Genomic DNA, 21,798 nt, shown 5'->3' with positions numbered 1-21,798 from the left:
CTGGGCAAACGGTGCTACAATCGCCGGAGTTGGTTGACCACGACCGAAAGGTGGGGCGGATAAAGCCCCGGTGTCATTTTTATCGACACCCCGTCAGCATTTGCCTCAACAACCGGTGAGTGCGGTACGGTCTCCAATCGTTAAGCACGGTGTCGTTGCCTGCCTTTGGTGGACGCGAGGCTCGTGCTAGTAAATAAGAAGCTAACCAATCTATTTTTACGGAGGAACACGTGGCCCTTCCGCAGTTGACCCCGGAGCAGCGTGCAGCAGCACTCGAGAAGGCAGCTCAGGCCCGCAAGGTACGCGCAGAGCTCAAGGACAAGCTGAAGCGTGGCGCTATCGACCTGCCAGAGGTTCTCAAGCAGGCTGACGAGAACGAGATCATCGGCAAGATGAAGGTCTCCGCTCTGCTCGAGGCTCTGCCGAAGGTCGGCAAGGTCAAGGCGCAGGACATCATGAATGACCTGGAGATTGCTCAGACCCGCCGTCTGCGTGGCCTGGGTGACCGTCAGCGTCGCGCTCTGCTGGAGCGCTTCGGCTACGCAGTGGAGGACTAGTCGCAGTGGCCGGGAATGAAAACGGTCAGTTGGTAGTCCTCGCCGGCCCTGCCGGTGTAGGAAAATCCACTGTTGTCAGTCGGCTTCGTGCCGAGGTTCCCGGACTGTACTTCAGCGTTTCCATGACCACCCGCGCCGCACGGCCGGGGGAGGTCGATGGCCGCGACTATTTCTTCGTGACCCCAGAGAAGTTCCAACAGCATATTGATGCAGGAGAGATGCTCGAGTGGGCTGAAATCCACGGTGGTCTGCAGCGTTCTGGTACGCCGCGCGGCCCGGTGGATAAAGCTCTCGCCGAGGGGCGTCCAGTACTCGTTGAGGTGGATCTGGCGGGAGCCCGCTCCATCCGTAAGGTAGCGCCCAATGCTCACCTGCTGTTCTTGGCTCCGCCAAGCTGGGAGATTCTCGTCAGCAGGCTCACTGGTCGTGGCACGGAAACCGAGGCGCAAGTCAAGCGTCGCCTGGAAACCGCACGAGTGGAAATGGATGCTCAGCACGAATTCGATGAGGTCGTTGTCAACGACAACGTCGATGATGCTGTCGCGGCCATTGCTCGGGCGCTGACTACTGGTAAGTAACAGGGCGACTCCACATCATAGATAGTAGAAATCGCTTTCGAGCAATGGTGTTTCTATTGCTATGACGATTTTTATTGTCACCCCAGTAACTCACGTTCTATTGAGGAAAGATTTCTCGTGACCCAGGAAAATACCGCCACCGAGGCAGTGTTCGACCCGCCAATTGGTATCACCAACCCGCCGATCGATGAGCTGCTTGGTAAGGCTTCTTCGAAGTACGCTCTGGCTATCTTCGCTGCCAAGCGTGCACGCCAGATTAATGACTACTACCAGCAGATTGACGAAGGCATGCTGGAGTACGTTGGCCCGCTGGTTACTCCGGGGGTCGCTGAGAAGCCTCTGTCCATCGCTCTTCGTGAAATCAACGCTGGTCTGCTGGACCACACTGAGGGCTAGAGCATTTCCTTAAGGGGAGATATCTGTATGCATGCCGCCGGTAATGCTGACGTATCCGAATGTTTAAAGGTTGTCGTCGGGGTTGCCGGCGGCATCGCTGCATATAAGGCCGCACACGTTGTTCGAGGCTTCAAGGAACTTGGTCACGATGTTCGTGTCGTTCCCACTGAGTCCGCATTGAACTTTGTAGGTGCAGCTACTTTCGAGGCGCTGTCGGGGAACCCGGTGTCGACTACAGTTTTTGACGCAGTCGATGAGGTTCAGCATGTCCGCGTGGGGCAGGAGGCCGACCTCGTCGTCGTGGTTCCCGCGACTGCCGACTTTATGGCGCGCGCCGCGCACGGGCGTGCCGACGACCTGCTCACCGCAACCTTGCTTGTGGCGACTTGCCCAGTGGTGTTGGCCCCTGCGATGCACACCGAAATGTGGAACCATCCAGCTACGCGGGATAATGTCGGGACTCTTCGTCGCCATGGCACTATTGTCCTCGATCCGGCCCATGGCCGTTTGACTGGTAAGGACACCGGTCCAGGTCGCCTGCCGGAGCCAGAGCAGATTGTTTCACTAGCATTGGCAGCGATCGAGAATCCACGCCACTTCCGCCGCGACTTCGAGGGCGTACGCTTCATGATTACTGCCGGTGGCACCCGTGAGGCTATCGACCCGGTACGTTTTATCGGCAACCACTCCTCAGGTCGTCAGGGCTTCGCGCTAGCCGAGATGGCAGCACAGCGTGGCGCTCAGGTCACCGTGGTGGCAGGACATACGGATCAGTTGCCGACACCGCTGGGCGCGAATGTTGTAAGGGTTGATTCCACTTTGGAGATGGCCGAGGCCGCGCACGAACACTCCAAGCTGGCCGATGTCTGCATTTTTGCCGCCGCCGTCGCCGACTTCCGTCCGGCATCGACCGCTGGGGCCAAGATGAAGAAGGGCGTCGCAGACGACGCGTTGAGCAGCATTCAGCTCGTAGAAAACCCAGATATTTTGGCTACCACTGTGGAGCGTCGTAAAGCGGGCGAGATTCCGGCGACCACGACGATGGTGGGCTTTGCGGCTGAGACCGGTGACGAGACGACGACGCCGCTCGAGCTTGCGAAGCAGAAGATTGTTCGCAAGGGCTGCGATTTGCTCATGTGTAACGACGTCTCGGGTGGGCAAACTTTCGGTGCGACTGACAATGTCGGATGGTTGCTGTCTCTCGATGGCGAGCAGTGGGACGTGCCGCGGGGCTCAAAATTCTCGGTGGCCGGTTCGATTTTGGATGCAGTTTCCGAGCTGCGACAGGAACCTCAGCCAGCGGAGTAGCCGGTGCCTACTACGGCGACTGAACCGCTTGGTCTATAATTATCGAATCAAACGAAAAACCCACGCCGCAGCGACACCGCAGGGGTGGGGAAATAATCTAGAAGAAAGTTGTACTGCTCGTGGCCTCTAATCTTCGACTGTTTTCCAGTGAATCTGTTACCGAGGGGCACCCAGATAAGATTTGCGACTCGATTTCGGACTCCATCCTTGACGCTATGCTCGCGCAGGATTCTGCATCGATGGTCGCCGTCGAGACTGTGGTGACTACCGGTTTAGTCCATGTTGTTGGCGAGGTTCGCACGAAAAGCTACGTCGACATCCCCGGTATTGTCCGGAGTCGATTGAAGGAGATCGGTTTCGATTCTTCTGAAAAGGGCTTTGACGGCAAAACCTGTGGTGTCTCCATTTCGATCGGTGAGCAGTCCTCAGACATCCACGACGGTGTGCACACTTCTCTGGAAGCACGCAGCTCTGGTGGAGAAGTCGAAGCAGAAGATCTCAAGGGCGCTGGCGACCAGGGGCTGATGTTCGGCTACGCTACCAACGAAACGCCGGAGTATATGCCGCTACCGATTGCACTGGCGCACCGCCTGGCTCGCCGCTTGACGCAGGTACGCAAGGAAGGGATCGTCCCATCGCTTCGACCGGATGGTAAGACTCAGGTCACCTTCGCTTACGACGAAGACAATAGCCCGGCGTACTTGGACACCGTTGTGGTGTCCACGCAGCACGACCCGGACGTCACCCAGGAGTGGATCACCGAGCAGATTAAGACTCACGTCGTCGATTGGGTGCTCGACGACGCTAACCTGCGCGAGCGTTTTGTTACCGATGAATTGAAGCTGCTGGTTAACCCTTCTGGCCAGTTTATTATCGGTGGCCCGATGGGCGATGCCGGCCTGACCGGTCGCAAGATTATCGTCGACACTTACGGCGGTATGGCTCGTCACGGTGGCGGCGCGTTCTCGGGCAAGGACCCGTCAAAGGTGGACCGCTCCGGCGCTTATGCCACCCGTTGGGTTGCGAAGAATGCCGTGGCCGCGGGTCTGGCTGACCGCCTCGAGATTCAGGTCGCCTACGCTATCGGTCGCGCTCGCCCAGTGGGCCTCTACGTCGACTCTTTCGGCACTGGTCACGTTTCAGACGACGCCATCCGCGAGGCTATCAACAAGGTCTTCGACCTTCGTCCGGCCGCTATTATTCGTGACCTGGACCTGCTGCGCCCGATTTATGCACAGACCTCCACCTACGGTCACTTCGGCCGAACTGACTTGGACCTGCCGTGGGAGCAGCTCAACCGCGTTGAAGAGCTCCGCGCAGCCGCTGGCCTGGGATAAACACCACCCGCCAGCATTACCCTGGGGTAGGGCAGTAGAGTAAGACTCTATGACCGACGCCCCCTTCGCACCCGCCGCCGCAGCTGAGAAGCTGCCAGTCGCGCGGGTGCTTCCGCTTTTGGGGCTGCCGCAGTTAGATCGCCCCTTCGACTACCTGGTTCCGCGCGCGCTAGCGGAGGAAGCGGTCGTCGGTTGCCGCGTGCGGATTCGCTTCCACGGCCAGTTGGTCAATGCGCTGGTGCTGGAGCGCTGTACCACGCCCACTCACGACGGCAAACTGTCCTATCTCAAGGATGTCATCAGCTCTGAGGTTGTCTATCCGCCTCAGCTTCGACGGTTGGTGGATTCTCTGGCGGAGTATTACGGCGCAACGCGCTCAAACATCATTCGCTCCGCCATCCCAACCCGTCATGCACGGGCCGAACGTGCTCGCAAGGAGAACATGCCCCCGACGTGGGAGGAGTTGGGAAAGCTTGCCACCGAAGATCCGGACCTTTCCGCTTGGGGCAACTATGTCTTCGGCGAATCCTTTGTCGATTCCGTCCGCAAGGGTGCCCCGGCACGCGCAGCGTGGCAGCCAGTTCCAGGCGAACAGGTGGCAACCATGCTCGCCGCACTCAGCGTTTCGGTCGCGCGCGATGGTGGCGGTGTTCTCATCATTGTGCCGGACGCACGCACACAGGCGCGCTTTGAGAGCGCTTTTCGGGAGCTTATTTCTGCCCGTCAGCTCACTCTTCTCGGGGCTGGCCTCGGTCCCGAGTCCCGCTATCGCCGCTACCTGGATATCCTGCACGGCCAGGGGCGCATAGTCGTCGGCACGCGTTCGGCAGCATACGCGCCAGTGAAGAATCTGCGTTTAGCAGTGATTGTCGATGATGGCGATGACAACCTCGTGGATCCCCGCGCACCCTACGTGCACTCTCGCGAGGTGTTGGTGACGCGTAGTGCGCAGGAAGGATGCGCTCTCATCTTTGCGTCGTATAGCCGTACAGCCGAGGTGCAGCTGCTCGTCTCCTCAGGTTGGGCGCACAATCTGGTCGCGGGAACTGACACCCTGGCTGAGTCCATGCCGGAGATGATTGCCTCGACGGACACTTCCGAAGACCCGGATGACGTCAGTAGGGGACGCCTTCCTGCCATCGCTTTTCGACGGGCAAAGGCCGCCCTGCGCGAAGAGCTTCCGATCCTGGTCCAGGTACCTCGCAAGGGATATGTGCCGACACTGTCGTGCCGCTCCTGTGGCGCGCCTGCGCGCTGTCGCTGGTGTAATGGTCCACTGGGAATTCCACCGTCCGATAACCCGGACGACCCGGCACCACCGACGTGTCGGTGGTGTGGTCGTATTGACATTCACCACCGTTGCCATAGCTGCGGTTCCACCAAGATTCGGCCGGTCGTGGTCGGCAGTGAACGTACGGCAGAGGAGTTTGGCCGTATTTTCAGTCCATTCCCGGTCATCGCTTCCTCTGGAGAACGCATTGTTGACGACATTCCCGAAGGCCCGAGGGTCGTGGTGGCCACGCCGGGAGCCGAGCCTTATTCGCCGGAGGGCTACGGTGCAGTGATGCTGCTGGACACTTGGGCGATGCTTGGCCGGCAGGACTTGCGCGCTCATGAAGAGGCCTATGCGCATTGGTCTCGGGCTGTCACGCTTGCCCGTCCGCGGGAGCAAGGCGGGGCGGTGGTTATCGATGCGGATGCTGCAGTCCCGACTGTGGCCGATCTTCTGGCATGGGACGCGGTAGGCGCTGCGAACAGGGAATTGGCCGACCGCACAGCTGCCGCTCTGCCTCCGGCCTTTCACGTGGCAGCGGTGGATGGGACTGAAGAGGGCCTGCGTAACTTCATGGAGTCCCTGGAAGTCCCATCGGGTGCGGAAATTCTGGGGCCGGTAGACCTTCCCCGCAACGCCAGGCCACCAGCGGGCGTGGAGCCGGGTACACCTATTCAGCGGATGTTGATTCGCTGTGACCGTCGTCAAGCACGGGTAGTGGGAGCGGCGTTGAAGGCAGCACAGGTCGTTCGCGCGACTAGGAAGGACCCGACGCCGGTGCGCGTTGTCGTCGATCCGATTAATTTCGGCTAGCTGCTAAAATGAGCGCGTTATTGCTTGATTCACACCAGTTTTCTTGGAGGCTCTAAGTTCATGGCAGTTCGTGAGGTACGTCTTTTCGGCGATCCGGTGTTGCTGTCCAAGGCGGGAACCGTCACTGATTTCGACGCGACGCTGTCGCACCTGATTGATGACATGTTCGACACCATGGACGAGCAACAGGGTGTCGGGCTCGCAGCAAACCAGGTTGGCGTGCTGCAGCGCGTCTTCGTCTACGACTGCAATGGCACCCGCGGGCACATCGTCAATCCGGAATGGGAAGCCATCGGCGATGAGACTGTCCACGAAATCGAAGGATGCCTGTCTATCCCGGGGATTAATGGACCCGTGACTCGGCACGCACGTGTGCGCGTTACTGGCCAGGATCGCCACGGCACACCGGTGAGCTTCGAAGCTGACGATCTGCTGGCTCGCTGCGTGCAGCATGAAAGCGACCACCTGGACGGTGTGCTGTTTTTGAAGCGTCTCGAGGGCGACGAGCGCAAGACCGCGATGCGCTCTCTGCGTGAGCAGGAATGGTTCCTCAACCGCGGTTAACTCACCTGCGCCTAGCCCCCCCCGGGCGTGGCGCCCCGAGTTTCATCACTAGATTAACTAGAACAACTAGGTCCACCAGGAAGGAATCCACTTACTGTGCGCCTGATTTTTGCCGGAACCCCGGAACCCGCTGTCGTTGCACTGAAGAAGTTACTCGAAGACTCCCACCATGAGATCGTTGCTGTTCTCACTCGCCCCGATGCCCGCCGTGGCCGCGGTAAGTCGCTTTCGCCCTCGCCGGTGAAGGCTCTGGCCTTGGAACACGACATTCCCGTTCTCACCCCGACTACCCTGCGCGATGCGGAAATCCAACAGCAGATCCGCGAACTAAACGCCGACTGCATCCCGGTGGTCGCCTACGGCAATCTCGTGCCGGAGGAGTTGCTCGATGTACCGACGCACGGCTGGGTAAATCTGCATTTCTCACTGCTTCCTGCTTGGCGAGGTGCCGCGCCGGTGCAGGCAGCTATCGCCGCTGGCGACGAAGTCACGGGTGCCAGTACCTTCCGGATTGAAAAGGGCCTGGATACCGGACCAGTTTTCGGTACCGTCACCGAAGCGATTCGCTCGACCGATAATGCCGACGACCTTTTGACCCGCCTCGCATTCTCCGGCGCGGATCTTCTAACCGCCACCATGGACGGCATCGAAGCAGGTGCGTTGCGTCCGACTGCTCAGCCGGAACAGGACGTCAGCTACGCCGCTAAGTTCGGGCCGGAGGATGCCCGAATCGTTTGGACTCAGCCGCGACATCTTCTCGACCGCCGCGCTCGCGCGTTCACGCCTGCTCCAGGTGCGTGGACGACCCTCGACGGCTCACGTTTGAAGGTCGGAGAGCTCACCCCGCTTTCCGACGAGGACAGCGCTGCGGTCGACGAGGTGCGAAAGGCAGCTGCTCCAGAGGTGGCAGCCGCCACACCAGGTGAGTTGGTAGTGGAGAAACACCGGGTATCCGTGCGTTGTGCCGATGGCTATGTGCAGCTGGTGAAGGTGCAGCCACAGGGTAAGAAGATGATGGATGCGTCCGACTGGGCGCGAGGTAGCCAACCCGGCGGAAAGGTCTGCGAGTAAATGGGCAACGACAAACCCCGCCACACCGGTGGCGGACGGCAGCGCAGCAACCGCGGCGGACAGAACCGCGATGACCGCAACCGTAACCGTGACACCCGAGGAGGGGATAATCGCGGTGGCATTGACCAGCCACGCAAGGTCGCGCTGAAGGTACTAGCTGACGTTCGCGAGAAGGATGCTTACGCAAACCTGCTGCTGCCCAAGTTGCTGAAGACACACAAGCTCAAGGGGCGGGATGCTGCTTTTGCAACGGAGCTGACGTACGGCACACTGCGGGCGGAAGGCCTGTTGGACGCCGTGATTGAGGCATCGTCGTCACGCCCGTTAAGCGATATTGCTGGACCGGTGATGGACGTGCTACGCCTGGGCACGTACCAGCTGCTGCGTACGCGCGTCGACGCCTACGCAGCGGTCGATACCTCGGTGCGGGCAGTGGCGAAGGTGGCGGGACCTGGCGCGCGCGGCTTTGTCAATGCCATTTTGAGGAAGGTCTCCTCGAAGACCGAAAGCGAATGGGTGGCTGAGATTGCGCCGGATCCCGCGACCGATCCGATTGGCTACGTGGCAATGAAGCATGCCCACCCGCGCTGGATTGCTATGGAGTTTGCCCGCGCACTCGGTGCACAAGCCGGTGAGCTGCAGCAGGCACTCGCTGCCGACGATGCCCGCCCGCTGGTGCACTTGGTCGCTCGTCCGGGCGAGATTACTGCTGAAGAATTGGCACTGATCACTGGCGGTGAAGAGGGACAGTGGTCGCCGTACTGCGTGCGCTTGGACTCCGGTGCCCCAGGAGAGTTGGAGCCGGTCCGACAGGGTTTGGCTGCGGTGCAGGACGAGGGTTCTCAGCTCATTGCGCGTGCCGTCACCATGGCACCCGTTGCCGGTGAAGACAGCGGCCGCTGGTTAGATCTGTGTTCCGGCCCCGGTGGTAAGTCAGCTTTCATCGGCGGCATTGCAGCTATTGAGGGCGCGAAGCTCGATGCTGTTGAGGTATCGGCGACTCGCGCAGAACTGGTGAAGAAGGCTACTACCGGGCTACCAGTGACTGTAACGGTTGCGGATGGTCGTGATACCGGGCTCGAGACAGGCTTTGACCGCATCTTGGTAGACGCGCCGTGCTCTGGCTTGGGCTCGCTCCGCCGTCGCCCGGAAGCGCGCTGGCGGAAGTCGCCGTCCGATCTGAACTCGTTGACTACGCTGCAGTTTGAACTGCTCAGCGAAGCTGTGCGTCTTGCACGGCCGGGTGGCATCATCGTCTATTCCACGTGTTCGCCGCATCTGCGGGAAACCAGGGGCATTGTCGACAGGGCAGTGACGGAATTACCGGTGACTGAGCTGAGTGCACACGAGTTGGTAGCGCCGATGACTGATGTCGGACCGTATCCATCTGTGCAGATGTGGCCACACCGCCACGGGACCGATGCGATGTTCTTCTCAGTTTTGCGCAAGAACGACTAGGCTCAGAGGTTATGAGCGCACCAATTATTACCCCGTCCATTCTCGCTGCTGACTTCGCTCGCCTCGACCGCGAGGTTGAGGCTGTAGCCAATGCAGATTGGCTACATATCGACGTCATGGATGGCCACTTCGTTCCCAACCTGTCCTTCGGCGCTCCGGTGCTGGAGGCCGTAGCTGCGGTGACGGACAAGTACTTGGATGTCCATCTCATGATTGAAAACCCGGAGAAGTGGGTCGACACCTACATTAAGGCGGGGGCGAGCTCCGTTATCTTCCATGTGGAAGCCGCCGACGATGCCATCGCACTGGCACGCCACATTCGTTCCCAGGGCGTGAAGGCCGGGTTCTCACTGCGCCCGGGTACCCCAATTGAGCCGTGGCTGGATCACCTCGCCGAATTCGACGAGGCGCTGGTCATGAGTGTCGAGCCCGGTTTCGGGGGCCAGTCCTTTATGCCGGATCAGCTGGCCAAGGTCGAGAAGCTACGTGAACGCATTGATGCCGAAGGTCTGGATACTCTGATCGAGATTGACGGTGGTATCTCCGCCAAGACCATCGAATCCGCTGCCGCCGCTGGTTGCGATGCCTTCGTTGCAGGGTCGGCCGTTTTCGGCGCTGATGATCGTGCGGCGGCTGTCGATGAGCTGCGCGCATTGGCAACCGCTGCTGCAACTAAGTAGACGGCGGTGAGAAACGGTGGCACAGTTTCCGGATCTCGTCTCCGCTCAGCCGCTGACTGACGAACAAGCGATGGCATTGGCCATAGAAGCCGGCCAGCGAGTTCGAGGCACCACTTATCCCAATCCACCGATTGGTTGCGTCATCCTCGATACCGCAGGGATCGCGGTAGGTGTGGCCGGAACTGAGCCTGTAGGCGGGCGACACGCAGAGCCACAGGCATTGGAGATGGCGGGGCCACGAGCTCAGGGCGGCACTGCAGTGGTCACACTCGAGCCGTGCAATCATATCGGCCGTACACCACCGTGCACCGAGGCACTTGCGGCAGCCGGTGTTTCCCGCGTCATATTTGCAGTCGCCGATCCGAATCCCGTGGCCGCTGGCGGCAGCGAGTGGTTGCGTTATAAAGACATCGAGGTCGTTGAAGAATTCCAGCGTAACCGAGTAGCCGCTGGCTACTTACGGCCATGGTTACATTGGCAGCGCACTCGGCGCCCACACATCACGCTGAAGACTGCGGGCACGCTGGATGGTTTCGCTGCCGCTACCGACCGCACCTCGCAGTGGATCACAGGGGAGCAGGCGCGGGCACGGGTACATATCGATCGTGCACGTCGGCAAGCGATTGTCGTCGGAACGGGAACAGTGCTCGCCGACAATCCGCGATTGACCGCGCGCACACCAGACGGCGAGGAGCTGTCAACGCAACCTCTGCGCATCGCGATTGGCACTTCGGAGGTCGCCGCCGATGCGAATATCCGTGGTGATAACTTCCGCCACATTCGCACTCACGATGTGGAAGTGGCGCTGGAGACAATGGCGGATATGGGGCTTATTGACGTGCTGGTAGAAGGCGGTCCACGGCTCGCCAGCGCTTTCTTAGAAGCCGATGCTGTCGACGCGATTGAGTCCTATATTGCCCCGGCCTTTCTCGGCGCTGGTCTGCCAGTGACATCGGCCAACCACGAGACCACCATCACTGACATCTCCCGTTTCCGTACCGCCGCGGTAGAGACTCTGGGGGATGACATTTTGATCACGGCACTCCGCAGTGGCAAAGATCGCGGGTAGACCGGCTAGAGTTAATTTTGTAAAAATCTTTCAATTTATAACAAATGTTAAAGGATTTTCCTGACCACTATGTTTACGGGAATTGTTGAGGAACTCGGCGAAATTCGCGAAATCCACCGCGAAGCCGATTCCATTACGCTGACCATTCGCGCGACCACCGTGCTTGACGACGTGCACCACGGTGACTCCATTGCTGTCAATGGCGTTTGTTTGACCGTCGTGGAGTTTGACAATGACTTCTTTACCGCTGATCTCATGCAAGAGACTCTGGATAGGTCGAGTCTCGGCCAGGTTGAGGTCGGTTCCAAGGTCAACCTCGAACGTGCAACCGCAGTAGGGCAACGCCTCGGCGGCCATATCGTGCAGGGACATATCGATGGCACCGGCGAGGTTATTTCGCGCACGCCAGGGGAACGCTGGGAAGTAGTGCGGATTTCTCTGCCGAAGCAGCTCTCCAAGTATGTCGTGGAAAAGGGCTCAATTGCCGTGGATGGCACCTCGTTGACTGTCTCTGCAGTAGGCGAGGGGTTCTTTGAGGTCAGCCTGATACCGACGACGCTGACGGACTCCGTTATTGGTTCAACCGCAGTAGGCACCAAGGTCAATTTGGAAGTCGATGTGCTAGCCAAGTACGTCGAGAAAATGTTGGAAAGATAAGCTACAAGACTGTGATTAAGTTCGATTCTGTTGAACGGGCCATTGCGGACATCGCAGCCGGTAAGGCCGTGGTCGTCGTCGACGATGAAGACCGTGAGAACGAGGGCGACATCATCTTCGCCGCAGAGAAGGTAACGCCTGAACTTGTTGCCTTTATGGTTCGCTATTCCTCTGGTTACATCTGTGCACCGCTGACCGCCGAGGACTGCGAGCGTCTGAATCTGCCACCGATGGTGTCGGAGAATGAGGATGCCCGCGGTACCGCATACACAGTGACCGTGGATGCCAACACCGGTACGACCGGTATTTCCGCCACAGATCGTGCGAACACCATTCGTACTCTGGCTGACCCCACGTCCAGCCCGCACGATTTCACCCGACCGGGACACGTGGTTCCGTTGCGAGCTCGCGATGGTGGCGTCCTCATCCGTGCCGGCCACACCGAGGCTGCGGTCGATCTCGCCCGCCTGGCAGGGCTTCGTCCTGCCGGTGTGCTGTGTGAGGTTGTCTCCGAGGAAGACCCGACCAGCATGGCGCGCGCGGAGGAACTACGTCGCTTCTGCGACGACCACGATTTAGCGCTGATTTCCATCGAGCAGCTCATCGAATACCGTCGCCACAACGAACACTTGATTGAGCGCGTTGTCGAAACCAAGCTGCCGACCGACTACGGCGAGTTCCGTGCCATTGGTTACCGCAGCCTTATCGACGGTGTCGAGCATGTCGCTCTCGTTGTGGGGGATGTGTCTTCCAACAATGGCCAGGATGTCCTCGTGCGTGTGCACTCCGAATGCCTCACCGGCGACGCATTGGGATCTCGCCGCTGTGACTGCGGTCAACAGCTGCACAACTCCATGCGCATGGTCCACGAGGCAGGGCGCGGCGTCATTCTCTACATGCGCGGTCACGAAGGCCGAGGCATTGGTCTGATGCCGAAGCTGCAGGCCTACCACCTGCAAGATGAAGGCGCTGACACCGTTGATGCCAATCTCGCACTCGGTTTGCCGTCGGACGCCCGCGAGTACGGCACTGGTGCACAGATTCTGCAGGATCTTGGGGTCACCTCTATGGCGCTGCTGACGAACAATCCGACCAAGCGCGCCGGCCTAGGTGGTTATGGACTGGAGATGAGCCGCCGGGTACCGGTGCCAGTTGAGGTCAACGAGGATAACTTGAAATACTTGTTGACAAAGCGCGAACGCATGGGCCATGAACTTCCTTGGTTGGATGAGTACATGGAGACCCACGGCATTTCGACAGAAGGAGCACAGTAGATGAGTGGCGCAGGTCTTCCTGAAATTACCGTTCCCGATTCCACTGGTGTGACCGTCGGTCTGGTCACCTCTCACTGGAACGAGGAGATTACTGGGCAGCTTCGTCGTGAAGCGCTGGCACAGGCTGAGGAGGCCGGCGCTGTAGTCACGGATGTGACTGTCGTCGGTGCTCTGGAGATTCCGGTTGTGGTACAGCAGCTCGCGCGAACTCACGACGCCGTGGTGGCGCTGGGATGCGTTATCCGCGGTGGTACGCCGCACTTCGACTATGTCTGCGACTCGGTGACTGAGGGGCTGACGCGGATTGCACTGGACTGTGAGACACCTGTTGGCAATGGTGTATTGACCTGCAACACTGAGCAGCAGGCAATTGATCGTGCCGGCGGTGAGGGAGCTGTGGAGAATAAAGGTCGCGAGGCCATGGCCGCAGCGCTGCATACCGTCGCCGTGTTGAAGTCTCTTCGTGAAGGTGGAGCTGAGTAAGAATGGGTAACTCCGAACGCCACAGCAATTCGACTGCCGTCGACACCGGTAGTGAAGACAAATGGCTATTGGAAATCACCTCGCAAAAGCTGCGTCTGTGGGCGATTATCGCTGCAGTTGTAGTCTTCGCTATCCATATCTTCATGGGCATCGTGGTGGACTTTGGTAACACCGGCGCTTCGGTGACGACTATTGACCAGCTGGCTTTCCCAATGATTGGTTTGATCATCGCCGGGGTAATCCTGCTGCTGACTCGGGCTCGCGTTCGCGTAAATGCCACGGGCGTGGAAGTCCGCAATCTGCTCAATGCGAAGTTCTACCCGTGGGTCGATGTCTACGGCCTGAGTTTTCCAAAGAAGTCCCGCTGGGCTCGCTTGGAGCTGCCAGACTTTGAGTTTGTGCCGATGCTCGCGCTCCAGTCAGCCGACGGCAGCCGCGTCGTGGAAGACATCCGCCGGTTCCGTGAACTTGAAGACAAGTTCATGCCGGAGGATTAACCCAAGGACATGTTTTAAGGACACCGTAAGTGACTGACCCTTCTCAGTACCGTCCCGCCCCCGGCACCATTCCCACGGAGCCGGGGGTGTACCGTTTTCTCGATTCAACCGGACGCGTTCTCTACGTCGGCAAGGCGAAGAATCTCCGTGCGCGTCTGTCTAACTACTTCCAGGACTTAACTCGGCTGCATCCCCGCACCCGCCAGATGGTGCAGTCCGCTTCGAAGGTGACGTGGACTGTTGTCCACAATGAGGTCGAAGCGCTGCAGTTGGAGTACACCTGGATCAAGCGCTTTAATCCGCGGTTCAACGTGATGTACCGCGACGATAAGTCGTATCCGATGTTGGCCGTCAGCGTCGGCGAGCTGTACCCGCGGCTGTTTCTCTACCGAGGACCGCGCCGGAATGGCGTGCGTTATTTCGGCCCCTATTCACACGCGTGGGCCATCCGAGAAACCCTCGACTTGCTTACACGAGTTTTCCCGGTCCGCACTTGTTCCAAGGGAGTCTTCAACCGGCAGCAGGCCCTGGGACGGCCCTGTTTGCTCGGCTATATCGACAAATGCTCGGCGCCTTGTGTCGGCCGTGTCAGTGCCGAAGAACACCGCGAAATTGTCCGTGGTTTTACCAGCTTCATGTCCGGGAATACGGGTCCGGTCACCAGGCGCTTGAAGAAGGAAATGGAGGAAGCTGCCGCCGAGTTAGACTTTGAGCGCGCCGCGAGCCTGCGCGACAACCTCGCTGCCATCGACAAGGTCATGGAGCGGCAGTCAGTCGTGCTTTCCGACGCCGCCGATGCCGATTTTATTGCGCTAGCAACCGACGAACTAGAAGCGGCCGTGCAGATTTTCCACGTTCGAGCAGGACGTATTTACGGTCAGCGCGGCTGGGTAGTGGAGAAGTCCGGCGAATACGCGACTACAGAGTTTCGAGAGGGAGAGACAGACCCCAGCTTGGGTGGGCTGCTAACGCAGTTCCTGACACAGTTCTATGGCGATGCCGCCAAGCACGCGGATGTCGACGGCGATGAATCGACCACTGCTGCCCAAGTTGTGCCACGCGAAATTCTCGTCCAGGCCACGCCCGACGATCTTGACGAGGTTGCTGCATTTTTGGCCGATATTCGTGGCACCAATGTGGACATTCGGGTCCCGCAGCGCGGTGACAAGCGGACACTCATGGAGACCGTGCAGAAAAATGCAGCTGAAGCGCTACGCCAGCACAAACTAAAGCGAAGTGGAGATCTAACTACTCGATCGCAGGCTCTCTCCGAACTTCAGGACGCGCTGTTTATGGATGAAGCGCCGCTGCGTATCGAATGCACTGACATCTCGCATATTCAAGGCACCGATGTGGTGGCCTCGTTGGTGGTCTTCGAGGACGGATTGCCGAAGAAGTCCGACTATCGCCGCTACCGTATCAAGGATGCAGCGGGTGACGGTCGCTCCGACGACGTCGGCTCCATTGCTGAGGTGGTGCGCCGTCGTTTTCTGCGCCATAACGAGGACAAGCTCGCCATGCCCGATGATGCCAGCGAAATGTTCGTCGAAGAGACGACTGATGCCGTCGATGAGCAGTCGAGGAGTAGCCGCAAATTTGCCTACCCGCCACAGTTGTTCATTGTCGACGGTGGTGCACCGCAGGTCGCAGCCGCTCAGGCAGTCCTCGATGAACTCGAGGTCACCGATGTGACGCTCGTGGGTATTGCCAAGCGCTTAGAAGAGCTGTGGATTCCCGACGATGATGAGCCACTCATTCTGCCGCGCAATTCGGAAGCGATGTACCTTATCCAGCGAATTCGTGATGAGGCGCACCGCTTTGCCATTACTTATCACCGTCAGCAGCGCTCTAAGCGCATGCGCTCTTCGGTACTCGATGGCATTAAAGGGCTGGGGCCAGCACGCCGCAGTGAGTTGGTCAAACACTTTGGCTCCGTTGCGGCGCTGAAAAAGGCCAGCGTCGGGCAGATAGAAGAGGTAGCTGGTTTCGGGCCGACGCTCGCGAAAACTGTCTACGATTACCTCCACCCAGACGAAAAATCCTCAGAACCAAACTCGGATGTCGGTACCGGAGAATAGGCGTAGAAGTAGGTAAACAAGTGGCTAAAACCGCACTTGAAACAGTGCTAGCGGGTTTACTTCCGCTAGTAAAACCGAGAGCGGTTGGCCGAAATTGTATTAGAGTATTGGCATGATTACTTCGGGTTATTCCCCTCAGGCTGAAAAGTCACTTGTGCTGATTACCGGCATGTCCGGTTCCGGACGCAATACGGCCGCCAGCGTCTTGGAGGAGATGGGCTGGTATGTCGCAGACAACCTGCCCCCGGAGTTGATTATGCGCATGGTCGAGTTGTCGTTTGAGGCGGACTCTCCAGTAGAGCGCCTCGCTATCGTCACCGACGTTCGCTCGCGCGCATTCGCGGGCAGTTTGGGGGAGGTGCTCGACGGACTCCGCAATGAGGGGCGCCAGCCCTATGTCATCTTCTTCGATGCTAACGACGACACCCTCATCGCCCGCTACGACTCAGTCCGCCGCACACATCCGCTGCAGGAAAATGGCACGCTTTCACAGGGTATTGCAGCTGAACGTCAGATGCTGCTGCCCATAAAGGGCATGTCGGATTTGGTAGTGGATACCTCTGACATGAGCGTGCACGATTTGCGCCGTGAGTTAGAGCATCAGCTGTCGGATACCGCTAGCAAGATTCAACAGATTACCATCGAGTCCTTCGGGTTTAAGCACGGTGCACCGCGCGATGCCGACATGCTTTTCGACGTCCGTTTTCTCCCCAACCCCTATTGGGTACCTGAGCTGCGTGCGGGCCGTGGTACCAACAAAGCAGTGGCCGACTACGTACTGTCCCAACCGGAGTCTCAGGGGTTCTTGGACAACGTCACAAACTTGATTGAATTGGTTTTGCCCGGTTACCGGCGTGAGGGCAAGGGTTTTATGACTATCGCTGTGGGATGCACCGGAGGCCACCACCGAAGTGTGGCCATGTCGGAGGCGCTGGCTAAGAAGCTCGAGGGAGTTTCCGGGATCAACGTCAACGTCGTCCACCGCGATATTGACCGCAATTAGCGGTTTCCGTGGAGGTGTAGAAATTGACATCAATTACCAGTCTGGGCGGCGGTCATGGTCTATTTGCCACGCTGAGAGCTGACCGTCAAGTTGCGGACCATGTCACAGCGGTGGTCACAGTTGCCGACGATGGAGGATCCTCCGGTCGCCTTCGTCGTGAGCTGGGGCAGATTCCCCCTGGAGACCTTCGCATGGCGCTCGCCGCGCTTTCCGCAGATACGGAAAAAGGAGATCTGTGGGAAAAGACACTGCAGCACCGCTTTGGCGGAACTGGCGCACTCGCAGGGCATGCGATTGGGAATCTGATCATTGCTGGCCTCACCAGTGTGATGGGAAATGAAGTCGACGCGCTTGACGAAATTGGCCGGTTGTTGCAAATCCAAGGTCGCGTCGTGCCCATGTCGCCAATCCCGTTAGAGATTGAGGCCGAAGTCGTTGGCCTGGAGCAGGATGCTCGCGTCGTGCGCCAAGTCCGTGGCCAGGTCGCAGTGGCCACCACGCCTGGCCAGGTGCGTCGAATCCGGCTGATTCCTGAGGCGCCGCCGGCATCCGAGGAGGCCATTGAAGCTATCCTCAATGCTGATTTGGTGACGCTGGGTCCGGGTTCGTGGTTCACTTCGGTTCTGCCACATCTTCAGGTGCCCGGGTTGCGGGACGCTCTGCAAGAAACCAATGCCACAACCGTCGTAGTGCTTAATCTGGTCGCCGAGCCGGGGGAGACCGCCGGTTTTTCTTCCGAACGGCACATCCATATGCTCACGCAGCATGCACCTAACTTGAAGCTCAATTACGTGCTTGTCGACGACAACACGCCGCTCGCGGATACCGAACGGGAATACCTGCAGCGAGCGGCGGACAGCCTAGATGCGAAAGTGGTCTTCGCCGATGTGCAAGAAGTGGACGACTACGGAGCTCTGACGGGTCGGCATTCGCCGGAGAAGCTAGCTACTGCACTTCGTCAGTTCCTCTAAAGCGTCCGGCCAATCGAGGGTATTTCTGCATTCTCCTGCGGGGATGCAGCAGGCGATCAGCTAATTGCCACTCGATTGGTTCAGGATACTATCCTTGAGGTTTATTGCTAGAGCTCAAATGGGGTTAATTAAACTTAAATTAGCCAGGCCCAAACCCAGCTCGTACACATGAAATGAGGATCGACAGCATCGTGGCATTGACGGCGAAGGTCAAAGACGAACTAGCCCGCGTGTCAGTTTCGCAGGAAAGCGCTCAGGCAGCGGAGATTGCGACCCTGTTCCGCTTCGCGGGAGGACTCCACCTGGTGGCAGGTTCGATTGTGCTGGAGGCTGAGTTGGATTCCGGCGCTGTCGCACGCCGCCTGCGCTCCATGCTGGCCGAACTCTACGATGTCAAAGCCAGCCTCAATGTCTTGTCTCCCGGTGGGTTGCGAAAGACCTCGAAGTACATCGTGCGGGTAACCGATGGCGCGGAACTTGTCGTTAGGCAAACTGGCCTGATTGACTCTGCAGGACATCCCGTACGTGGGCTACCACGCAAGCTGATCATGGGGCAGAAGATTGATCAGGAAGCTGCATGGCGGGGTGCATTTTTGGCACATGGTTCACTGACTGAGCCTGGGCGTTCCTCAGCTTTGGAAGTCACTGCTCCTTCAGCTGAAGCGGCACTCGCATTGGTGGGATGTGCTCGTAGGCTCGGAATTACGGCTAAGAGCAAGGAAAATAAGTCCCGCAGTGGCGATCGAGTTATCATCCGGGAGGGCGATGCGATTGGTGCGCTCCTCACGCGAATGGGAGCCCAGACTACTCGCCTGCAATGGGAAGAACAGCGAATGCGTCGTGAAGTGCGAGCTACGGCCACCCGCTTGGCAAACTTCGACGATGCCAACCTGCGGCGCTCAGCTCGTGCGGCCGTTATTGCGGCAGCACGAGTAGAACGCGCTCTAGAGATTCTCGGCGACGATGTACCAGATCACTTGGTGTCTGCAGGACAGCTGCGCATCGAGCACAAGCAGGCATCATTAGAAGAACTTGGACAGCTAGCCAATCCGCCAATGACCAAAGACGCAGTCGCAGGACGCATCCGGCGTTTGCTCTCCATGGCGGACAAAAGAGCAAACGAACTCGGAATTCCCCCCACAACTGCAGTCGTTACAGACGAACTTTTTGACAAAGAAGTTGACGAGTAAAGCACCTGTTATGCCTAGTCAGGTGCGGAAATTTGGATGAATCTCCGTTTATTTGGGATTTTTGCGCCAAAGCATCGCTGCGCGAATGAAAAACCCAACGTACACTTCTGTAGTGAACCTGTTGGAGCGCAATCAGCGCCCTGACAAGTGGCATCGATTCGCCAATCCATTAAGGAGATTATTGTGACGGTTCGTGTAGGTATTAACGGTTTTGGTCGCATTGGCCGCAACTTCTTTCGCTCCCTGCTCGCTGCGGGCGCTGACTTGGAAGTCGTTGCTGTAAACGACCTCACTGATAACAAGACCCTGGCTCACCTGCTCAAGTACGACTCCATCATGGGCAAGCTTGACGCAGAGGTCACCTACGACGATGAGTCCCTCACCGTCAACGGCAAGCGCATCGCCGCATACGCTGAGCGCGACCCGAAGGACCTGCCGTGGGGCGAGCACAAGGTCGACATCGTCATTGAGTCCACCGGTTTCTTCACCGATGCCAACGCTGCCAAGGCTCACATCGAGGCTGGCGCCAAGAAGGTCATCATCTCCGCTCCGGCTAAGAACGAAGACGCAACCTTCGTTGTCGGCGTCAACCACACTGACTACGACCCGGAGAAGCACAACATCATTTCGAACGCTTCTTGCACCACCAACTGCCTGGCTCCGATGGCTAAGGTTCTGGACGACAAGTTCGGCATCGAGCGCGGTCTCATGACCACCATCCACGCATACACCGGTGACCAGCGCCTGCACGACGCTCCGCACAAGGACCTGCGTCGCGCTCGCGCTGCTGCTCTGAACATTGTTCCGACCTCCACCGGCGCTGCAAAGGCAGTTGCTCTGGTTCTGCCGCAGCTCAAGGGCCTGCTGGACGGCTACGCACTGCGTGTTCCGACCCCGACCGGCTCTGTCACCGACCTGACCTTCACTGCTAAGAACGAGGTCACCGTCGAGTCCGTCAACGCTGCCATCAAGGAAGCTGCTGAGGGCGAGCTCAAGGGTGTTCTGGGCTACAACGAGGATCCAATCGTTTCCAAGGACATCGAGGGCGACCCGCGTTCCTCGATCTTCGACGCACCGCTGACCAAGGTCATCGGCGATCAGGTCAAGGTTGTCTCCTGGTACGACAACGAGTGGGGCTACTCCAACCGCCTCGTCGACCTGGCTGTCTACGTCGGTGAGCGCCTCTAATAACACACCTGGTTAATCCCAGACCCCGAACGGGCCGGGGTGGTTGTGCCTGAGTAGGGCACGCCACCCACGGCCCGTTTTTTACACACTTTCACAAGGATTTCATTGAGATGACTGTTAAGACTGTCAAAGACCTGATCAACGAAGGTATTGAAGGCCGTTACGTCCTCGTCCGCTCCGACTTTAACGTTCCGCTGAAGGACGGCGTAATCACCGATCCGGGTCGAATCGATGCTTCGCTGCCCACTCTGTCCGCTCTTGTCGACGCCGGTGCCAAGGTCGTTGTTATGGCTCACCTGGGTCGCCCGAAGGGCGAGGTTAAGTCCGAGTTCTCCCTGGCCCCGGTCGCTGAGGCTCTCTCTGAGCGTCTGGAGCAGTACGTCGCGCTCGCCGGTGATGTCTCCGGTGAGGACGCGCACGAGCGCGCTAATGGTTTGACCGAGGGCGATGTACTTCTGTTGGAGAACGTCCGCTTCGATCCGCGCGAGACCTCCAAGGACGAGGCAGAGCGCGCCGAGTTCGCAGCCGAGCTGGCTGCACTTGTTCCGGACGGTGCATTTGTCTCTGACGGTTTCGGTGTTGTTCACCGCGCCCAGGCTTCCGTCTTCGATGTCGCGAAGAAGCTGCCGCACTACGCCGGCAACCTGGTTCAGGCTGAGCTTGAGGTTCTGCGCAAGGTTGCAGAGACCCCGGAAAAGCCGTACACCGTCGTGCTCGGCGGCTCCAAGGTTTCCGACAAGCTGGGTGTTATTGAGGCTCTCGCGCCGAAGGTTGACTCCCTGGTCATCGGCGGCGGCATGTGCTTCACCTTCCTGGCTGCCAAGGGCTACGCCGTTGGCGCATCCCTGCTGCAGGAAGAGATGCTTGACACCTGTAAGGATTTGCTGGACCGCTACGGCGACAAGATTGTTCTGCCAACCGACGTAGTCGTGGCCGACAAGTTCGCAGCAGACGCTGAAAACAAGGTCGTAGACGCCACCGAGATTCCGGAAGGCTGGATGGGCCTGGACATTGGACCGGCTTCCGCTGAGGCATTCGGCAAGGTGCTGGCTGAGTCCAAGACTGTGTTCTGGAACGGCCCGATGGGCGTGTTCGAGATGGAGGCTTTCGCAGCTGGCACCCGCGAGGTTGCACAGGCCATCATCGATGCCACCACTAACAACGGTTGCTTCTCCGTCGTCGGTGGCGGCGACTCCGCAGCGGCAGTACGTACCCTGGGATTGAACGAGGAAGGTTTCAGCCACATCTCCACCGGTGGTGGCGCTTCGCTGGAGTTCCTCGAGGGTAAGACTCTGCCGGGCGTCTCCGTCCTGGAAGACTAAGATTTTCCCACCACTTGGTTTTCATCGCTTA

Annotated in this window: 21 protein-coding genes; all 21 read left to right on the top strand. The window is 58.8% G+C overall.

Annotated elements, in window-relative coordinates; genetic code table 11:
- Positions 1-230 precede the first annotated feature (230 nt).
- The 21 genes from mihF (at position 231) to pgk (ending at position 21,767) form a co-directional block, all read left to right on the top strand.
- Positions 231-557, top strand: coding sequence for an integration host factor, actinobacterial type (gene mihF / locus HMPREF2651_RS07390; protein WP_016422714.1), 327 nt, complete (start codon positions 231-233; stop codon positions 555-557).
- A 5-nt stretch (positions 558-562) separates the two neighbouring features.
- Positions 563-1,135, top strand: coding sequence for a guanylate kinase (gene gmk / locus HMPREF2651_RS07385; RefSeq protein WP_016422715.1), 573 nt, complete (start codon positions 563-565; stop codon positions 1,133-1,135).
- 117 nt (positions 1,136-1,252) lie between these two features.
- Complete coding sequence (gene rpoZ / locus HMPREF2651_RS07380; protein ID WP_005510796.1) at positions 1,253-1,531, top strand: DNA-directed RNA polymerase subunit omega; 279 nt, start codon at positions 1,253-1,255, stop codon at positions 1,529-1,531.
- A 27-nt stretch (positions 1,532-1,558) separates the two neighbouring features.
- On the top strand, positions 1,559-2,839 hold the full coding sequence (gene coaBC, locus HMPREF2651_RS07375) for a bifunctional phosphopantothenoylcysteine decarboxylase/phosphopantothenate--cysteine ligase CoaBC (RefSeq protein WP_049181003.1): 1,281 nt from the start codon (positions 1,559-1,561) through the stop codon (positions 2,837-2,839).
- A gap of 119 nt (positions 2,840-2,958) precedes the next feature.
- The gene (gene metK / locus HMPREF2651_RS07370; protein WP_038628923.1) at positions 2,959-4,176 is read left to right on the top strand and encodes a methionine adenosyltransferase; all 1,218 of its coding nucleotides are present in this window, start codon (positions 2,959-2,961) and stop codon (positions 4,174-4,176) included.
- A gap of 49 nt (positions 4,177-4,225) precedes the next feature.
- Positions 4,226-6,262 carry a primosomal protein N' gene (locus HMPREF2651_RS07365; RefSeq protein ID WP_049181004.1) on the top strand — a complete coding sequence of 679 codons (2,037 nt, stop codon included), beginning with the start codon at positions 4,226-4,228 and terminating at the stop codon, positions 6,260-6,262.
- A 60-nt stretch (positions 6,263-6,322) separates the two neighbouring features.
- Positions 6,323-6,826: a peptide deformylase gene (def, locus tag HMPREF2651_RS07360; protein ID WP_049181005.1), complete on the top strand. Its 504-nt coding sequence runs from the start codon at positions 6,323-6,325 to the stop codon at positions 6,824-6,826.
- 96 nt (positions 6,827-6,922) lie between these two features.
- The gene (gene fmt, locus HMPREF2651_RS07355; RefSeq protein WP_049181006.1) at positions 6,923-7,897 is read left to right on the top strand and encodes a methionyl-tRNA formyltransferase; all 975 of its coding nucleotides are present in this window, start codon (positions 6,923-6,925) and stop codon (positions 7,895-7,897) included.
- Complete coding sequence (locus HMPREF2651_RS07350) at positions 7,898-9,355, top strand: RsmB/NOP family class I SAM-dependent RNA methyltransferase (RefSeq protein WP_049181007.1); 1,458 nt, start codon at positions 7,898-7,900, stop codon at positions 9,353-9,355. It begins immediately after the preceding gene.
- A gap of 11 nt (positions 9,356-9,366) precedes the next feature.
- On the top strand, positions 9,367-10,035 hold the full coding sequence (gene rpe, locus HMPREF2651_RS07345) for a ribulose-phosphate 3-epimerase (protein ID WP_070586017.1): 669 nt from the start codon (positions 9,367-9,369) through the stop codon (positions 10,033-10,035).
- Between the two features lie 16 nt (positions 10,036-10,051).
- Entirely contained in the window at positions 10,052-11,104 is a 1,053-nt protein-coding gene (gene ribD, locus HMPREF2651_RS07340) for a bifunctional diaminohydroxyphosphoribosylaminopyrimidine deaminase/5-amino-6-(5-phosphoribosylamino)uracil reductase RibD (protein ID WP_049181009.1), read from the top strand.
- 69 nt (positions 11,105-11,173) lie between these two features.
- Positions 11,174-11,761, top strand: a complete 588-nt coding sequence (locus HMPREF2651_RS07335) for a riboflavin synthase (RefSeq protein WP_049181010.1) — start codon at positions 11,174-11,176, stop codon at positions 11,759-11,761.
- 11 nt (positions 11,762-11,772) lie between these two features.
- Positions 11,773-13,035, top strand: coding sequence for a bifunctional 3,4-dihydroxy-2-butanone-4-phosphate synthase/GTP cyclohydrolase II (locus tag HMPREF2651_RS07330; RefSeq protein ID WP_049181011.1), 1,263 nt, complete (start codon positions 11,773-11,775; stop codon positions 13,033-13,035).
- Positions 13,036-13,518: a 6,7-dimethyl-8-ribityllumazine synthase gene (ribH, locus tag HMPREF2651_RS07325; protein WP_038628949.1), complete on the top strand. Its 483-nt coding sequence runs from the start codon at positions 13,036-13,038 to the stop codon at positions 13,516-13,518.
- A gap of 2 nt (positions 13,519-13,520) precedes the next feature.
- Positions 13,521-14,015, top strand: a complete 495-nt coding sequence (locus HMPREF2651_RS07320) for a PH domain-containing protein (RefSeq protein WP_038628952.1) — start codon at positions 13,521-13,523, stop codon at positions 14,013-14,015.
- Positions 14,016-14,044: 29 nt separating this feature from the next.
- Entirely contained in the window at positions 14,045-16,093 is a 2,049-nt protein-coding gene (gene uvrC, locus HMPREF2651_RS07315) for an excinuclease ABC subunit UvrC (protein ID WP_049181012.1), read from the top strand.
- A gap of 112 nt (positions 16,094-16,205) precedes the next feature.
- Positions 16,206-17,096 carry an RNase adapter RapZ gene (gene rapZ / locus HMPREF2651_RS07310; RefSeq protein WP_005510809.1) on the top strand — a complete coding sequence of 297 codons (891 nt, stop codon included), beginning with the start codon at positions 16,206-16,208 and terminating at the stop codon, positions 17,094-17,096.
- Between the two features lie 23 nt (positions 17,097-17,119).
- A complete protein-coding gene (gene yvcK, locus HMPREF2651_RS07305; RefSeq protein WP_038628961.1) occupies positions 17,120-18,067 on the top strand; it encodes a gluconeogenesis factor YvcK family protein in 948 nt (315 codons plus the stop codon).
- Positions 18,068-18,258: 191 nt separating this feature from the next.
- Positions 18,259-19,257: a DNA-binding protein WhiA gene (gene whiA / locus HMPREF2651_RS07300; protein WP_038629636.1), complete on the top strand. Its 999-nt coding sequence runs from the start codon at positions 18,259-18,261 to the stop codon at positions 19,255-19,257.
- A 183-nt stretch (positions 19,258-19,440) separates the two neighbouring features.
- Positions 19,441-20,445, top strand: a complete 1,005-nt coding sequence (gene gap, locus HMPREF2651_RS07295; protein WP_049181090.1) for a type I glyceraldehyde-3-phosphate dehydrogenase — start codon at positions 19,441-19,443, stop codon at positions 20,443-20,445.
- A 110-nt stretch (positions 20,446-20,555) separates the two neighbouring features.
- A complete protein-coding gene (gene pgk / locus HMPREF2651_RS07290; RefSeq protein WP_049181013.1) occupies positions 20,556-21,767 on the top strand; it encodes a phosphoglycerate kinase in 1,212 nt (403 codons plus the stop codon).
- Positions 21,768-21,798: the final 31 nt, after the last annotated feature.

The organism is Corynebacterium sp. HMSC063A05 (genome assembly GCF_001809695.1).
Taxonomy (GTDB): Bacteria; Actinomycetota; Actinomycetes; order Mycobacteriales; family Mycobacteriaceae; genus Corynebacterium; species Corynebacterium amycolatum.
Note: the sequence above shows the minus strand (reverse complement) of the source record. Positions and strands in the feature narration are given on the sequence as shown.

Bases quoted from the DNA above. Each gene is read 5' to 3' on its own strand.
- def (WP_049181005.1), top strand. From the start codon at position 6,323: ATGGCAGTTCGTGAGGTACGTCTTTTCGGCGATCCGGTGTTGCTGTCC.
- HMPREF2651_RS07320 (WP_038628952.1), top strand. From the start codon at position 13,521: ATGGGTAACTCCGAACGCCACAGCAATTCGACTGCCGTCGACACCGGT.
- HMPREF2651_RS07350 (WP_049181007.1), top strand. From the start codon at position 7,898: ATGGGCAACGACAAACCCCGCCACACCGGTGGCGGACGGCAGCGCAGC.
- pgk (WP_049181013.1), top strand. From the start codon at position 20,556: ATGACTGTTAAGACTGTCAAAGACCTGATCAACGAAGGTATTGAAGGC.
- rpe (WP_070586017.1), top strand. From the start codon at position 9,367: ATGAGCGCACCAATTATTACCCCGTCCATTCTCGCTGCTGACTTCGCT.
- coaBC (WP_049181003.1), top strand. From the start codon at position 1,559: ATGCATGCCGCCGGTAATGCTGACGTATCCGAATGTTTAAAGGTTGTC.
- HMPREF2651_RS07335 (WP_049181010.1), top strand. From the start codon at position 11,174: ATGTTTACGGGAATTGTTGAGGAACTCGGCGAAATTCGCGAAATCCAC.
- HMPREF2651_RS07365 (WP_049181004.1), top strand. From the start codon at position 4,226: ATGACCGACGCCCCCTTCGCACCCGCCGCCGCAGCTGAGAAGCTGCCA.
- rapZ (WP_005510809.1), top strand. From the start codon at position 16,206: ATGATTACTTCGGGTTATTCCCCTCAGGCTGAAAAGTCACTTGTGCTG.
- ribH (WP_038628949.1), top strand. From the start codon at position 13,036: ATGAGTGGCGCAGGTCTTCCTGAAATTACCGTTCCCGATTCCACTGGT.